Origin of the sequence: Paenibacillus sp. FSL R10-2788, from assembly GCF_038003885.1 — a bacterium.
Lineage (GTDB): Bacteria > Bacillota > Bacilli > Paenibacillales > Paenibacillaceae > Paenibacillus_AQ > Paenibacillus_AQ odorifer.
In genome coordinates, this window is record NZ_JBBOQA010000001.1 from 855211 (window position 1) to 872282 (window position 17072).

At 43.6% G+C, this 17072-nt stretch carries 10 protein-coding genes and 1 riboswitch; of the genes, 9 read left to right on the top strand and 1 reads right to left on the bottom strand.

Going from position 1 to position 17072, the window contains the following annotated elements; all coding sequences use genetic code 11:
* The first annotated feature begins 212 nt into the window (after positions 1-212).
* The 8 genes from NSQ50_RS03745 to NSQ50_RS03780 all read left to right on the top strand — a co-directional run bounded on the left by NSQ50_RS03745 (position 213) and on the right by NSQ50_RS03780 (position 8908).
* Positions 213-923 (top strand): DUF2877 domain-containing protein, encoded by a 711-nt coding sequence (locus tag NSQ50_RS03745; protein WP_081383599.1) that lies wholly within the window; start codon positions 213-215, stop codon positions 921-923.
* 3 nt (positions 924-926) lie between these two features.
* Positions 927-2471, top strand: coding sequence for an acyl-CoA synthetase FdrA (gene fdrA, locus NSQ50_RS03750; RefSeq protein ID WP_036684874.1), 1545 nt, complete (start codon positions 927-929; stop codon positions 2469-2471).
* Between the two features lies 1 nt (position 2472).
* Positions 2473-3903, top strand: coding sequence for a YlbE family protein (locus NSQ50_RS03755; RefSeq protein WP_076142351.1), 1431 nt, complete (start codon positions 2473-2475; stop codon positions 3901-3903).
* Positions 3904-3992: 89 nt separating this feature from the next.
* The gene (locus tag NSQ50_RS03760; protein ID WP_036684876.1) at positions 3993-5534 is read left to right on the top strand and encodes a hypothetical protein; all 1542 of its coding nucleotides are present in this window, start codon (positions 3993-3995) and stop codon (positions 5532-5534) included.
* A gap of 33 nt (positions 5535-5567) precedes the next feature.
* On the top strand, positions 5568-6833 hold the full coding sequence (locus NSQ50_RS03765) for a tetratricopeptide repeat protein (protein ID WP_063829824.1): 1266 nt from the start codon (positions 5568-5570) through the stop codon (positions 6831-6833).
* 36 nt (positions 6834-6869) lie between these two features.
* Positions 6870-7820 (top strand): carbamate kinase, encoded by a 951-nt coding sequence (arcC, locus tag NSQ50_RS03770; RefSeq protein WP_036684877.1) that lies wholly within the window; start codon positions 6870-6872, stop codon positions 7818-7820.
* A gap of 192 nt (positions 7821-8012) precedes the next feature.
* Positions 8013-8594: a hypothetical protein gene (locus NSQ50_RS03775; protein WP_038568773.1), complete on the top strand. Its 582-nt coding sequence runs from the start codon at positions 8013-8015 to the stop codon at positions 8592-8594.
* A 65-nt stretch (positions 8595-8659) separates the two neighbouring features.
* A complete protein-coding gene (locus NSQ50_RS03780) occupies positions 8660-8908 on the top strand; it encodes a transposase (protein WP_339815378.1) in 249 nt (82 codons plus the stop codon).
* 70 nt (positions 8909-8978) lie between these two features.
* Here NSQ50_RS03780 and NSQ50_RS03785 read toward each other — a convergent pair whose 3' ends face one another.
* Positions 8979-10700 (bottom strand): cellulase family glycosylhydrolase, encoded by a 1722-nt coding sequence (locus NSQ50_RS03785; protein WP_038568775.1) that lies wholly within the window; start codon positions 10698-10700, stop codon positions 8979-8981.
* Positions 10701-11042: 342 nt separating this feature from the next.
* Positions 11043-11243, top strand: a riboswitch (cobalamin riboswitch).
* Positions 11244-11407: 164 nt separating this feature from the next.
* On the opposite strand from NSQ50_RS03785, the gene NSQ50_RS03790 reads away from it, so the two are divergent.
* Positions 11408-17017: an S-layer homology domain-containing protein gene (locus NSQ50_RS03790; RefSeq protein WP_340949280.1), complete on the top strand. Its 5610-nt coding sequence runs from the start codon at positions 11408-11410 to the stop codon at positions 17015-17017.
* The last annotated feature ends 55 nt before the right edge of the window (positions 17018-17072 follow it).

Genomic DNA, 17072 nt, shown 5'->3' on the forward strand with positions numbered 1-17072 from the left:
GGGGCGATCAAACGGAGTATTCTCAGAGCAAGTGTACCTCTTATTTAAAAGCTGGGATATCCAGTGATAGCGCGTTCTTTCATCGGATTCGAGAATCAAGATTTTTCGGAAATATACACAGCATATTTGAGCGGACGATAAATGTAAGGTGCAAGGCAACTGATGAATTATATACCATTGCGAGCAGTAGGGTAGATAATGCGCCTAATACTTTGATTACAGAGGTTAGTAGTTTTTCGGTTCTTGGACTGGTTGTGGGAGAAGAAGTTTTTGCGGAGAATGATCAATTATATATTGGCACTAAGCTTTCAATATCGATCAAGGAACTGACAGTTTGGCAGAGCTCTCTATCTATTTTTCCAAAAGAAGTAAAGACGCTAAGAGATAATTTGGCTGTGGCAAAAGCTTATATCAATAGCTATGGAAAACCAGGCGGTATGAAGCAGTTTGCGGGTTCTAGCTGCTTTGAGAGAGAAACGATGCGGCTGCTGGAAGAGCGATCTTCAGGTCTTCTAAATGCTTTGGCGAATGACAGCATGGGAGATGCTGCTCATTATGCAATTCGACTAATGGGATTAGGCCCAGGTCTGACTCCGTCGGGAGATGATTTTTTAGTTGGATTGTTTGCTGTGATCCATCTGCCTCAGAGTCCTATTAATAAATATCAGCCGTGGTGCAGGGAAGTCGTGAACGAAGCAGCTGAATTAACGAATGAAATAAGCTATATGGCTCTGAAAAAAGCGGCTTGGGGTCAGGTGAGAGAGTCAATGGGTCAGATGCTGCATTCGCTCATGTATGAGAGTAAGGAAAATATGCTTCTTGGCTTATCGGCAGTGCTGGATATAGGTTCTTCTTCCGGAACAGATATTGCCTTGGGGATCATTAGCGGTTTGGATCTTAATCTAGAACAACGTTGGAGGTAAGATATGTCGACTAAAATAGTAATTAAAAGAAACACATACTTTGATTCCGTCTCGCTCATGTCGTTGTCGACCAAAGCGAATCAAATAGAGGGTGTCGAACAAGCTTTTATCGCAATGGCTACTCAAATGAATAAAGAGGTATTAGCGAATGTAGGGCTGATAACCCCTGAGCTAGAGGAAGCTAAGAATAGTGACCTGATGATCGTAATCAAAGCAGCATCCCCTGAGCTGGCTGAAGTTGCCTTTGGAGCAATCGAAGAGCTGTTTATTAAAAAAGACAGTGCAGTTGGCGGTACAGAGCTTAAATATCCAACAATTGAGTCGGCAGTGAAGAATAGGACAGCAGCTAATCTTGCAGTGATTTCAGTCAACGGAGCGTTTGCAGCCAGAGAAGCAAGAAAAGCGCTGGAGAATAATCTCCATGTCATGATGTTCAGTGACAACGTAAGCGTAGAAGACGAAATTGAATTAAAAAAAATAGCACATGAGCGTGGATTACTGATGATGGGGCCGGATTGCGGAACCGCGATCATTGGAAATATGGCCTTATGTTTTGCCAATAAAGTTCGTAAAGGCAATATCGGCATCGTGGGTGCATCCGGCACAGGAAGTCAGGAAATCAGCGTGCGGATTCACGATTTTGGCGGAGGCATCTCACAGTTGATTGGCACAGGCGGCAGAGACCTAAGTGAACGTGTCGGCGGAGTAATGATGCTTGATGCTATGAAAGCGCTTAACGAAGACGAAGCCACTAAGATCATTGTGTTGATTTCCAAGCCACCAGCCAAAAGTGTGGAACAAAAAGTGCTGAATGAAATCAAAAATATGCATAAGCCTGTCGTAGTCTGCTTTATCGGAGGAACGGAGGAAGCTGTTCTGGAGGCAGGTGGACATTTTGCCAAAACAACCAAAGAGGCCGCGCTGAAGGCGGTAATTCTATCCGGCATTGATGAGAGTCAAATTGATAAGCATCCGCTAAACCTTCCGCTGATTGAAGAGATTAAGGTCAAGCTGAAGCCAGAACAGAAGTATATTCGTGGGCTATTCTGCGGCGGTACTTTATGTGATGAAGCAATGTATCTAGCGATGGAGAAATACGACGATGTCTATAGCAACATTCCAAAAGATCCGGAATATCAGCTGGGTGATATCCATATCAGCCAAGCACATACGTTTATTGACTTTGGGGATGATGGGTTCACTAACGGCAAACCACATCCGATGATTGATCCTTCTTCACGGATTGCCAGATTCAAGCAGGAAGCGAAGGACCCGGCGGTGGGCGTGATCATTATGGATTTTGTATTAGGCTATGGATCGCATGAGGATCCAGTAGGTGTTATGGTGCCTGCAATTATTGAGGCTAAGCAAGCAGCGGAACAAGAAGGCAGACATTTGGAGATTATCGGCTATGTCCTTGGAACCGATCTGGATACACCTTCGGTCCAAGAACAGCTTGATAAGCTGGTATCCGTGGGTGTTACCTATGCAAGCAGTAATACGAATGCAGGACTTCTTGCCAGAGGTTTTGTAGAGAAGGGAGTATAACATGAGCAGAATCAATGAGTTATTTAAGAGTGAACTTCACGTTATCAATGTCGGCCTAGAAATGTTCAAGGATGATATCCTGAAGCAAAAAGGCAACGTAACCCATCTGGAATGGAAGCCACCTGGTGGAGGTAAGCCCGAATTAATTGCCGCACTGGATGCGTTAGAGCAAGAGGAAATTGCTGCAAAGATTGAGGCTGCCAACAAGCTGGCTGTAGAGCGAATCGTGAATTCACAACCGGTATTGGTTGGTTTTGACCAAGCGATCAACGTCGTACCAGGGATGACTAAGACTACGATATTACATGCAGGGCCTCCGATTACTTGGGATAAGATGAGTGGTCCCATGAAAGGTGCAGTTACCGGCGCTTTGGTCTTTGAGGGCTTGGCGAAGGATCTCGATGAAGCTGCCGAACTAGCGGCATCAGGTGAGATTACGTTCTCCCCTTGTCACGAGCATAATTGTGTGGGTTCCATGGCAGGGGTAACCTCAGCCTCTATGTTTATGCACATTGTAGAGAATAAAACGTATGGCAACATCGCTTATACGAACCTTAGTGAGCAACTGTCGAAAATCTTGCGGATGGGTGCAAACGATGAAACGGTCGTTGCCCGTTTGATCTGGATGAGAGATGTGCTTGGACCGATGCTGCGTGAGGCGATGAAGTTCTCTGAGAACGGCATTGATCTGCGGCTCATGTTATCACAGGCGCTCCATATGGGAGATGAATGCCATAACCGCAACAACGCTGGAACAACTCTTTTGATTCAGGCATTAACGCCGCTTATCCTGAGAACAGATTTTACTAATGAGCAGAAAATCGAAGTGTTCGACTTTGTGGCAATGAGTGATTATTTCTCCGGACCAACTTGGATGGCTCTTTGTAAATGTGCACTTGATGCTGCCCATGGCATCGAGCATAGCACCATCGTAACAACGATGGCCCGCAATGGCGTGGAATTTGGTATTCGTGTCAGTGGAATGCAAGGCAATACCTGGTTTACCGGTCCTGCGCAAAAGGTTGTCGGACCGATGTTTGCAGGGTATAAGCCGGAAGACTCGGGACTCGATATCGGAGACAGTGCGATTACCGAAACGTATGGTATAGGTGGCTTCGCCATGGCAACCGCGCCGGCGATTGTAGCATTAGTTGGGGGAACCGTAGATGATGCCATGAACTATTCTGTGAAAATGAAGGAAATCACTACGACGGAGAATCCAAATGTGACGATTCCTTTGTTGAACTTCCGCGGAATTCCTACTGGAATCGATATTCGTAAAGTGGGTCAAACCAGCATTATGCCAGTGATCAACACGGCTATTGCCCATAAGGATCCAGGCATCGGAATGATTGGAGCCGGAATCACTCATCCTCCAATCGAGTGTTTCGAGCAAGCCATTCTCGCTTTTAGTCAGAGCATGCATTCATAGAACCACCCGCCCTTCAGGCCTATTCAAGGGTCTGAGGGCTTCATAAGCCATTGGTATGTAAGCGCTAACGATCTAGGGGGAGATTTATTATGGATCAAGTATTTATGAAGATGTTCTGGAAAAAGGGAGATTGGGCCGCGTTTTTCGGGCTGCTTGCTAACAATTTAACCAATCTGCTTACGATGATTTCATTGTTAATTTTTGTAGTAGGATTTCCGGAAGGTATGGTTTACGGCAGAGTCGTTCCTGCGTTTGGACTCGCGATTTTTATCGCAAGTATTGCTTATGGCTGGTTTGGATATCAGCTAGCCAAAAAAACAGGCCGAACGGATATAACCGCATTACCTTCAGGACCTAGTGCTCCATCGATTTTTACGGTAACTTTTCTAGTGTTAATTCCCGTATTTAGAGAAACCAATGATGCATCATTTGCGCTGCAAATTGGTCTCGTATGGTGTTTGTTCGAAGCCTTGATCCTTATTGTCGGCTCATTTCTGGGAGATGTGCTGCGCAAGGTTATTCCAAGAACCGTACTTTTATCTTGTTTATCTGGACTTGGATTGTTATTGCTGGCCATGAACCCGATGCTACAATCCTTCGAAACACCAGTGGTTGCTTTTGTTGTACTTGTGATCATCTTTATTAACTGGTTTGGCAAATCGCCAATATTCAAAAAAATTCCTACAGGATTTCTGCTGCTGATTGCTGGAACCGCGCTGGCTTGGATATTCGGCTTGCAGAATCCAGAAGCGATCACAACGGCTCTTTCAACACTTGGGTTTAATCCACCTGAGGTGCATATTACCAGCTTAATTCAAGGGATTCCGCATGCCTTGCCATACCTGGCTTCTGCAATTCCATTGGGACTGGCGAATTATATTTTTGACCTTGAAAATATTGAGAGCGCACATGCTGCCGGAGACCCTTATAACACTCGTAACGTTATGCTAACGAATGGGGTTGCTTCAAGTATTGGTGCTTTCACAGGTAATCCGTTCCCGGTAACTGTGTATATTGGTCATGCAGGCTGGAAATCTATTGGGGCTGGACTTGGTTATACCATAGCTTCTGGTTTCTCCATGTTAATTATTTGTCTCTTTGGCATAGGAGCACTGCTGTTGTCTATCATACCTGTTGTGGCGATTGTTCCGATTCTGGTCTATGTCGGGGTCGTTACGGCGAATCAGGTGGTTCGAGAGACACCTAAAAATGAAGTGCCCGTTATCTTTATCACCTTGTTCCCATGGATCGCCAACTGGGCTTTAACGCTTGCGAACAACATTTTTAATGCGGCTGAAACTTCGGCTTCCAAGGTGGGGATTGATCTCTTATTAAGCAAAGGGGTTTATTACAACGGCCTGATGCATTTAGGAAATGGTGCACCGCTTAGCAGCTTGATTTGGGGCTCCATCACTATTTTCTCTATCCTGAATAAACCACTGCGGGCTGCTGTCTTTGCTGTAATCGCGTCTGGCCTATCTTTATTTGGAATCATTCACGCGCCGACTGTTGGATTTGCTCAAGCTTCACTTATGCCGTTCGTATACGCCTACTTGATGGTGGCAGGATTATTTGTTTATAAGCATTTTTCAGACCTTCGTGACCCAGCGAACAAGCTGCAATCCGAATAAATAATTGATAAAAAGAAATAGGAGAGCTAAGCCATGACTAATCAAACTCTGTCAGAAGATTTAATTCAAGCAGCGGATCGCGGGGATTTAGCTGCCGTAGAACAGCTTTTGGCTCGTGGTGCCGATGTTCATCATAAGGATGCCAGTGGTCGTACTGCGCTGATGGCGGCAACGCAAAAAAATCATATTCCTCTCGCTCAAAAGCTGATTGAAGCAGGCAGTGATGTGAATGCAAGAGATATCACTATGTTATCACCCTACCTGTGTGCCGGTGCCAATGGATTTCATGAGATTCTGTCTTTAACTCTTGCCGCAGGTGCGGATACAACCAGTGTAAATCGTTTTGGGGGAACTACACTGCTTCCCTCCAGCGAGAAGGGGTATCTAAGAACTGTTCAGAAATGCTTGGAAGCAGGTGTTGCAGTTAACCATATGAACAATCTGGGATGGTCTGCCTTGCTGGAGGCAGTAATTCTCGGGAATGGTGGCCGTTTATACTCCGATATTATTCAGTTGTTGGTGGATGCTGGAGCGGATGTTCATTTGCCGGATCGTGACGGGAAATCATCGTTGCAGCATGCAGAAGAGCTGGGTCAGGAGAGGGTCATCCGTATTCTCAATAAAGAAAAGCTAACGATTCATCCAAGTATTCAAAGCGCTCAAGAGCTAGCTCGGGCAGAGGATTTCCGGAAAGCAAGTTTGGTTATGGAACATGCAATGCAAGTGGACAGTAATAATTCAGATTTCTATTACTATAAAGGATACTTCTTAGGGGAACTCGGGAGATATGACGAAGCTCTGGCAGCCTATCAACAGGCACTTACTATTGATCCGGATGACCTTGATTTCTATTTCTATACCGCAAATGCCTACCGAATGATGAAGCGATCCGAGCAAGCATTAGCAGAGTATGACAAAGCGATAGAACGCGATCCTGGCGAAAGCTTCTTCCGCTATCATAAATCCAATTATTTAAGAGAGTTGGGCAGGCATGAGGAAGCGGTCAAAGTTATGGATCAGCTCCTGGAACAGCAGCCTGCCCGGTATGATTTCTCATTCCATAAGGCGAACAGCTTGAGATCACTTGGCCGGCATCAAGAGGCAGTTGAGGCGATTGAGAACGCAATTGCTAACGATCCGAGCAATCCTTTATATCATCATCATAAGGCTCAGTCACTTGGTTTACTTGGTGATCATGAAATGGCCATTCAAGAAATAGATATTGCTATCAGCTATAATCCTGCCAATCCGGATTTTCACTCCGCGAAGGAACAATTTCAGCTGGCCCTTAAACGCTAATCAATGAGGATCAACTGATCCGTCAGGAGGAATGGAATGAGTAAATTTATAGTTGTAGCCATTGGCGGTAATTCATTGGTGAAAGACAATGGCCGCGATTCTATAGAGGATCAATCTGAGGCAGTACGTGAAATTGCTGTCAATATCGCTGATCTGGTGCAAGCAGGCAACGATGTGGTGGTTACTCACGGCAACGGTCCACAGGTTGGATTCGAGCTGAGACGAAGCGAGGTGGCTTCGGAAGTCACTGGAATGGATGTTACTCCGCTGGTCAATTGCGTGGCGGGCACGCAAGGGGGCATAGGTTATTTAATTCAGCAGGCCTTAACAAATGAATTCATTCACCGCAGATTAGACAAAAAGGTTGCCACAGTCATTACTCAGGTCGAGGTTAGCAAAAATGATCCGAATTTTCAGTCTCCCTCGAAACCAGTGGGCTCCTTCTTCACGCTTGAGCAAGCAGAGGAGATGAAGCGTGCCAAGCCAGATTGGGTCATCATTGAGGATTCAGGTCGTGGTTACCGCCGTGTTGTTCCATCGCCTAAGCCGATTGATATCGTTGAAAAAGACGTCATTAAATCACTCATTGAGACGGGTTATGTGGTGATCGCTGTTGGCGGAGGCGGGATTCCTGTGATCAAAACCGAAAATAATACCTACGAAGGTATCGATGCGGTCATTGACAAAGATTTTGCTACAAGTCTGTTGGCCGAACAGATCGATGCAGAATCGCTGATTATTACAACAGGAGTTCCTCAGGTATGTGTAAATTTCGGTACGCCTGAGCAGAAGGCTCTTGAAGAAGTTACAGCGGCAGAAATGATGGTATATGCGGAGCAGGGTCATTTTCCTGCTGGAAGTATGCAGCCTAAAATTGAAGCAAGTCTTAGCTTTTTGAAAAAGGAGGGACGTAGAGTTATCATTACTAATCCGGAAAATATGAAAGCTGCGATGAGTCAACAGGCTGGCACACATATTGTAAATTAATATGATCTTATTTATCTCATCATTTCATGGAGACCGCCACTGATCTAAATCAGGGCGGTTTTTTGACATGTTCATGAATTGTTACTCAACTGCTGCTTTCAGATGGCCATATTCTGGTGAATAAAAGGAAGATAAGAGGTAAAACTATGTCCACTATATAAAAAAGAATACATTAAAATGCGGGGGTAAAAGATGAGATCGAATAAAGGAACAACACAACGTTTTACCAGGGCTACAATTCTTTGTTGTATTTGTGCATGTACGGTATTGTTAAGTGGATGCACTAAAGCAGCGGATGAGACTCAAGTGGCTACTCCAACGGCTCAAGTAGAAACCACAGCACCTTCTGCAGAAGCTACTACACCTGCGCCTACGAATAACGCAACAGAACAACCCATGACATCTGCGTCACCCGGTTCAAATACTGGGGAACTTCCAGAGGGAGTGAGCATTCAGAGAGTTATCAAGGATGTTTCGTTAAAAGATAGCTATCATAAAAAGGTTGAACTGTTAAGCGACGGTGGCAAGCGGGTTACCATTACAGATCAGAATCAAAAGATTGTTTTGCAGCAGATTGAATATGACGGAAGGATCACTGCGGTTAAGGATAAACAGATTACCGTTCAAGTGGAGGGTGGTAAAGAGCAAACCTTAACGATTCCTGATCATATAGTCATTGAAGATGAAGACAAGCTCGGATTAAATAATGGCGTTGAAATCGAGTGGACGGTAAATGCAGACGGACAAATCGAAAGCGTGGAACTGGACGATTAAAAATTTACCGAGGTGACTGGATGAAATTTCTAATCGTACTTGGTAGTATTATTGTTCCCATTGTCATGCTGATGTTACAAGGTAAATCGATAAAGTGGCGTATGGTATTCAATGTTGCTTCGGTCTTAAGTGCGATTATCTTTGGAAATATTTCCGCTTTGGCGATTTACGAAATATTAAGGGATCATGCTGTATTTATGACCTCGATCCATGCGATATTTTTAAATCCAATGTTTCTTATTACCGGAGCCTATCTTGGCGTTTATTTAATTTATCGGTTGATGATAATTTCGTATGACGAGGTTAATATGTGATGGGTACAATACAAATAGGGGTGTTCCCGCGTAGGGACACCCCTATTTGTGTTGTTAACAGGACGGATGCTTAAGAGGACTTTCCTACAACGTTTGCTCCGCTCTTCGTGATCTTGTAGGTGATGATATCCCCATTCCAGAAGTGGAATTTTAGGATAACCTCGCCGTCTTTAACATCTTTAAAGAACGCGGGAAGCAGCTTGATTTCTTTAGTGTTATAAGAAGGTGAGAAGGTATTGCCGAATTCCTTAAATGGAGTCCAGTCCTGCGGACCTGCATTGCCACCAGCGGTATATACAGCTTCCATTGTGGCAAGCTGGTTACCATTAAAGGTGGTCGGAATGGCAAAGGATTCAGTCGTGCCTTTTGCATCGCTTAATTTAGCTGTGTCATACACAATCACCTTAAGTCTCCACGCAACACCCTTGTTGAATTTCAGAGTCAGCACGGCATTTTCACCGTATTTTTGGGAAGCTGTGAGCTTTTTGAGTTGGCTGGCTTTGAGGATGAGCTCCTCACCATTTAATGTGTAATCTTTACCTTTGGTCAGATATTTTCCGTTGGCACTAATGGTGGTTAGCTTATTGCCGTTCAGGTTTAGCTTAACCTTGGTATCTTTGATTTGTGCACCTTTTTTTAGGTAGACCAAATCGCTTTCGGTGCTGGAGGAACGCTCCTTCAGACCAGACATTAATACATTGTGGAGTTCAGGATCAGACCACTTATAAGTTTTACGGTTGAAATGCTGCCCGTTATCCCAGAGCATGGAAGTCATTTTCTTTTCTTTCAAATAATAAGTCAGATACTCGAAGAATTTAAGCTTCTCGCCCTGTTCAATCACACCCGTGTCTTTATCGAAACCTAATAAACCAAATTCGCCGACGATGACAGGGATGCCTTTAGCTACAAATGTATTGTAAACGTTATCAAAAGTTTGAGTGATATCGTTTTTTGTATCTTTTTCAAATGTGGTGTAGCCGGCAATGTTCACACTAAAAGGCCAGAAGCCATAGAAGTGAACGGTCGCAATAATATTCGGATCGTTTAGAGCCGTAATCGTCTTATAGAGATGATCCATTCTTGTTTGTGTAGGTGAAGACTCTAATGAAGGCAATACAAGTGGGCGGAGGTCGTTTTTCCCACCGGATTTCCGCACGATCTGATAGAAGGAGTTATTGAGTTCAGTAAGCATTTGCTCCATTTTTGCTTCGTCTGTGCTTCCACCATCGGTGAACCGAGGTTCATTTATGCTCTCGAACATCAGCTTATCGGATTTGTCCTTAAAGCGATCGGCAATTTGAGTCCAGGCTGCATTATAACGCGCCAGCGTTTCATCGTGTTTTTCTTCCATATGGCTTACCCATAGCCAGGAATCATGATGGACATTAATCATGACATAAAGCTTGGCGTCCAGTGCCCAGCCGACAACTTCTTCCACACGGTCGAGGTAGGCTTTTTCTAGGGTATAGTCTGGTGCCGCACCCATGTGAGTATCCCAGGTCACAGGAATCCGAATACTTTTATAGCCTTGAGCGGCGATCTTTTTAATAAGTTCTTGGGTCACACGAGGATTGCCCCAGGAGGTTTCGTCCTCACCTGTAGCATCTAAAGTATTACCGAGGTTCCATCCGGGCTGCATTTCGTCTACATAGGATTGGATCTTACTCTTTGGCGCTGCCTTAGCTTGTTGCTCATCCTTAGTTGCAGCTGCAGCCATGGATGAGAACAGAGAGAGCAGAAGAGCGGTGACAAGTGTCAATGATAAGAAGGATTTCTGGATTCGCGTAGTCATTGAATTCTCCTTTGTGAGATAAATTTAGGATGCTTGGACCTGGCTTTGACGCTGTACTTGGTGGTTAGATGAACACGAACACCTCCAATGTTATTTTTGTAAACGCTTTCTGAATATACCCTAACATAGAATTCACTCAGCGAGTACCTTACTAATTTGTGGCAAATTCATATAAGAATTAGTGATTTAAATTAATTTTCCCCACAGTTGGATAAAGAAATTATTTAAATATCCCTACTCGTAGAAATTGGTTATTCAATAGGATTATCTCTAGCTGCCCGTTATACAAAAAAGAAATATAACATGACAAAAGCATATATATTAGATATGATGAAGCATGAAAATTTAAAATTAGAAATAGGTGCCAACTATGAATGTTGCGGAAGTACAATCATAGAGTGGTTAAATGGAAAGCGGGTGTGAATCCCGCGCGGTCCCGCCGCTGTGAAAGAGGAGTCCTTGCAAAATGCCACTGGGAAACTGGGAAGGCAGCAAGGGTGATGATACTTGAGCCAGAATATCTGCCTTTTTCTGTTACACCATCAAACTCTACGATCGATAGAGAGGTGCTTGAATAGTGTTTGCCAGCTAGTATTGTGGTTCACTATCTTAACCTCTTGACGTTTATGTTGAGTGGTTTTTTTGTGGTTATAAGAAAGTTTATTCTGTTTTTTTATCATAGGTATGAAGGGAAGGGTTATGGAAAAATGAAGAAAAATAAGTTTTTAGCGTGGTTACTCATTGTAGCTGTATTTATTACGACATTCTCTACAAGTGTTATCCCGGCTCAAGCAAATGGAGCAAGCTCTACTCTTAAAGGGTACGTAACTGTAGCCGTAGAGAAATTCACCGTAGGCCAAGGGTATATTAAGGAACCTATTAAAGTTCCGATTTATGAAGGCGATAATGGCGCATCTTTAATAACACGTGCGCTAGGAGATGGGAATTATAGATATTTAGGAAATATAGATAGTGGTTTTTATTTATCAGAAGTTAAAGATAGTGGCAGAAGCGAAGTCAATATTCCACAATATATTTTAGATATGATTTCAGCTGATGGGAATACAGTCGGCACTAAAGCAGACCCAGAGTGGTTAAGTCAGTTTGACTATACTTCCATGTCGGGTTGGATGTATGCAGTAAATAATGTGTTTCCTCCGTTTGGGATGACCGATTATAAGCCTCAAGACGGTGATATCATTCGAACTCAGTTCACCACTTATGGCTATGGTTCTGATCTTGGCGGCTGGGGAGAAATCCCAGTTCAACTTGCCAATAAGGATGCTTTAACTGCGGAAATCGCCGAGATTAACAGTGACCCTAATAAAGAAACTATTTTGGACAGACCAGTAGTACAATCGGCAGTTTATCAAGCCTATTCCGTGCTCGAAAATATGGCAAGCTCTCAAATAAGTGTAGATCATGCGCTTGTAGGGCTTAACCATGCATTAGATATAGAACCCCCTGTTATTACTGTAAGTGGCATACAAGATAAACAGGAAGTATCTAATAAAGATATAAGCTTCAAAGTAGCTGTCACAGACAATGTATATAGTGACATCATTCCAGAAGTGAAGTTGAATGGTGTTACTTTATCACCTGCGAATGGGGAGTACAAAGCTTCTCTGAATTCAGGCAGTAATGCAATTACTGTAACGGCTCTTGACGGAGCTGGAAACAAAACAAATGTAACTTATCAAGTTACTTACAAACTGGAAACTACAGTTGCCGTCAAACAACAGTTAGATAAAAGCCTTGCCTATATTCTAAACACTGTAAAGAATCCGTCGTTTGGTACAGGTAGTGGAGAATGGTCGATTCTATCTTTAGCACGGGCGAACTATACAGTGCCTAACGGTTATTACGATCTTTATTACAACAATGTAGCAACAAAAATAGCATCGATCATTAAAGAGGATGGAAAACTCGACGCCAATAAAAGCACAGAGAATTCCAGAGCGATTCTAGGGCTTACCTCTATCGGAAAAGATATCACAAATGTTGCGGGATATGATCTGAGAAAAGCACTCGCTGATTATCAATATATCCAAAAGCAAGGCAATAATGGTCCGATTTTTGCTCTGATTGCGCTAGATAGCCATAACTATGAGATCCCTGTAGTTGATGGAGTTACAGAACAGACCACAAGAGAAAAACTAGTTCAGTACATTTTAGATAAAGAGGTTAAAAAAGGTACAGCAGAAGCTGGTGGCTGGGCATTAGGCGTAACCAAAGCCGATGTCGATATGACTGCGATGGCGATGCAAGCTCTTGCACCTTATTATGCAACCCGAGATGATGTAAAAGCCGCCGTGGATCGGGCCATCCAATGGCTGTCCGATAACCAAAACAATCAAGGCGGATTTACAAGCTGGGGAAGCACTAGCAGCGAAAGTATCTCACAGGTAATTGTGGCCTTAACTGGTGTAGGCGTAGATCCGCACACTGACACTAGATTTGTTAAAAGTGGAAATTCGCTTATTGATGCATTGCTTAGCTTTGCTGCACCTGAGGGTGGATTTAAGCATATCCTCACAGGCAAAGTAGACAATATGGCAACGGACCAAGGTACGTATGCACTTGTGTCTTATGATCGTCTGATCAATCATAGCAGCCGTCTCTTTGATATGAATGATGTGCAATTAGAACAACCTACTACTGTTGTAGCCAAACAACAATTAAATAAAAGCCTTGCCTATATTCTAAACACTGTAAAGAATCCGTCGTTTGGTACAGGTAGTGGAGAATGGTCGATCCTTTCTCTGGCACGGGCGAACTATACAGTACCTAACGGTTATTACGATCTTTATTACAACAATGTAGCAACGAAAATAGCATCGATCATTAAAGAGGATGGAAAACTCGACGCCAATAAAAGCACAGAGAATTCCAGAGCGATTCTAGGACTTACCTCTATCGGAAAAGATATCACAAATGTTGCGGGATATGATCTGAGAAAAGCACTCGCTGATTATCAATATATCCAAAAGCAAGGCAATAATGGTCCGATTTTTGCTCTGATTGCGCTAGATAGCCATAACTATGAGATCCCTGTAGTTGATGGAGTTACAGAACAGACCACAAGAGAAAAACTAGTTCAGTATATTTTAGATAAAGAGGTTAAAAAAGGTACAGCAGAAGCTGGTGGCTGGGCATTAGGCGTAACCAAAGCCGATATCGATATGACTGCGATGGCGATGCAAGCTCTTGCACCTTATTATGCAACCCGAGATGATGTAAAAGCTGCCGTGGATCGGGCCATCCAATGGCTGTCCGATAACCAAAACAATCAAGGCGGATTTACAAGCTGGGGAAGCACTAGCAGCGAGAGTATCTCGCAGGTAATTGTAGCCTTAACTGGTGTAGGTGTAGATCCGCACACGGACGCTAGATTTGTTAAAAGTGGAAATTCGCTTATTGATGCACTGCTTAGCTTTGCTGCACCTGAGGGTGGATTTAAGCATATCCTCACAGGCAAAGTGGACAATATGGCAACGGACCAAGGTACGTATGCACTTGTGTCTTATGATCGTCTGATCAATCATAGCAGCCGTCTCTTTGATATGAATGATGTGAAAGTGGAACAACCAGAAGAACCTGGGCCTGGGCAACCAGAGGGTCCGAAAGAATTTCCGTTACCTTCTGGGGAGAACCCGAAAGTTGAAATCCCAAATGACGCTAATGATTATATCGTTCCGATCAGCACTGGAGATAGCAACAAAGAAATCACAGTAGCTATTCCGGAGGGAAATCAATCGAAGGTTAGTGTCAATTTACCAAGTAACAGCGACCTTCCTCAGATAGAGGCCATAAAAGGTAACGTATCTGTAGTCATTCCTAAGGGTGCAAAAGTTACAAGTGGGGATGCCTCTGCAATTGAACTGATTTCAGCTTTAACCGGTGGAGAATCTGCACTAAAAGATAGTGTGAATCAGATTATTCCCGGGGACAAGAAGCTTGATAACATTCTTCAAGCATTTTCCATGGGTGGTAGTGCAAGAGTAGAATTCAGTCAATTTATTACGTTAACCTTTAAGGACCTTAAAGGAAAAGATGCAGCTTATATTCAAAATGGCACTCCTCATGCCATTCAAAAATTTGCAAGTGATGACTTAGGTTTTGCAAGCGGTAAGTCTGAGTATGCCTATGATAGTGGAAATGATTTAATTGTAAAAACCAATCACTTCACTGACTACATTGCTTATGCTTCCAGTGCAGTACAAACACCTGGCGGCGACGGTGGTAACGGTAATGGCGAAGGTAATGGTAGTGGAAATGGTGAAGGAAATGGCAGCAACAATGGTGGCGGAACCACTCCATCGAAACCATATGTAATCCTGTCCGTGGATAAGCTTACGATTAATAAGGGATATGTTGTTCCATCTGTACAGGTAGAGCTACAATCTGGTGACACAGTGTGGTCTGTACTAAAAAGAGTGCTGGATAGCCGCGGTATCGACTATAGAGATTCCTGGAACAGTGACTTTGGAAGTGTGTATGTTGAATCCATAGCTGGTGATGGGGAATTTGACCATGGCAGCGGCAGTGGATGGATGTATAATGTGAATGGGAAATATCCTAATTATGGTGCATCTTCATATGACCTAAGTGCCGGGGACAGAATTCAGTGGCGTTATACTACGAATTTGGGTGTGGATCTAAATGCACCGATACCAACGATGAGCCCAACCCCAACGCCTAAGCCTGGTGCTACTCCGGCTCCTGGTGGGGGAGCTAATCCGGAAGGCAGTGGTGATCCAAATGTGAGTCCATCTCCAACAGTGACTCCTAAGGATCCTACCCAGAATACGAATGATATTAAACAACTGTATACAGATGCTGATAAGATCTCTTCCTGGGCCTATTCAGCGATTGAAACAGCTACAGTAAAAGGGTATATCCAAGGTAACAATGGTCAGGTGAATCCGAAGGCTTATATCACAAGAGCGGAGTTCACTAAGATTCTCGTTTCTGCATTAGAACTTGATATTAAGAGTGATAAAGGCATTACCTATAAGGATGTCGCTCTAGGCGATTGGTTCTATCCATATGTGAATGCTGCGCATAAGGCAGGTCTAATCACAGGCTTTAATAATGAATTTAAGCCAAATGACAAGATTACTCGTGAGCAGATGGCCGCAATTATCGTCAGAGCATTGGCCATCCCGGCGACGAAGCCTGGAACAGCGATTAAAGATATCAACACAGTATCGGCATGGGCCAAAGCAGATGTAGAGACCGTTGTTGCGACTGGTTTGATGTTAGGTGATGATAATCAATTTAAGCCTAAAGAGCTAGTAACCAGAGAAATGGCGGCTGTTGTAGCTACTAGAACCCATGATTATAAGAGTGGGAACAAAGTGGTTAGTCCAACTATTCAGAATACAGCAGTTAGTTCTTACATTCAGAACACAGCTGCCTTTTTGCAAAAAACAGTAACAAACCCGGTCATTTCCTCGGTTGGCGGGGACTGGACAGTCTTCGGGCTGGCACGTTCAGGTGTGAAGGTTCCAGATAGTTATTACACTAAGTACTATGCAAATGTAGAAGCGACTCTTAAAGAAAAATCAGGGAAGCTGCATAGCGTAAAATATACGGAATATGATAGAGTTATTTTGGCATTAACTTCAATCAACAAAAATATTGATAAAGTGGCGGGTTATAACCTACTGGAACCGCTCGCGGATTTTGATACTGTAATTAAGCAAGGTATTAATGGACCTGTGTTTGCTCTCATTGCACTGGACAGTAATCATTACGACATTCCAGTGGTTAAGGATGTAAAGACGCAGACGACTAGAGAGATGCTCATTGATTATATTTTGGGCAGAGAGATCAGCGGCGGTGGATGGGCACTAGGCAGTAATGCTACAGCGGCTGATCCAGATATCACGGGGATGGTCATTCAAGGCTTAACGCCTTATTACAAAACCAACGCCAAAGTAACAGCTGCTGTGGACCGGGGGATTGCTTGGTTATCCAAAACACAGACAGCAGACGGTGGTTTTGCAAGCTGGGAATCTACAAATTCCGAAAGCATCGCTCAGGTGATTGTAGCTTTAACTGGCCTTGGTATTGACCCGCATAAGGATTCCAGATTTATTAAAAATGGACATTCCGCAGTAGACGCATTGCTTAGTTTTGCTGCACCTGAAGGTGGCTTTTATCACGTGAAGCAGGGTGGAGTAGGCAATGGAGGCGCGCAACCAGGAGAAGTAGATCTTATGGCTACGGATCAGGCGATGTATGCACTGGTTTCCTATGATCGGCTCGTTAATGGCCAGACACGTCTTTATGATATGACAGACGTCAAATAGAATTTTATTTAGAGAGATAAGCAAGGGTAGCGTGTATACCCTTGCTTATTATTTA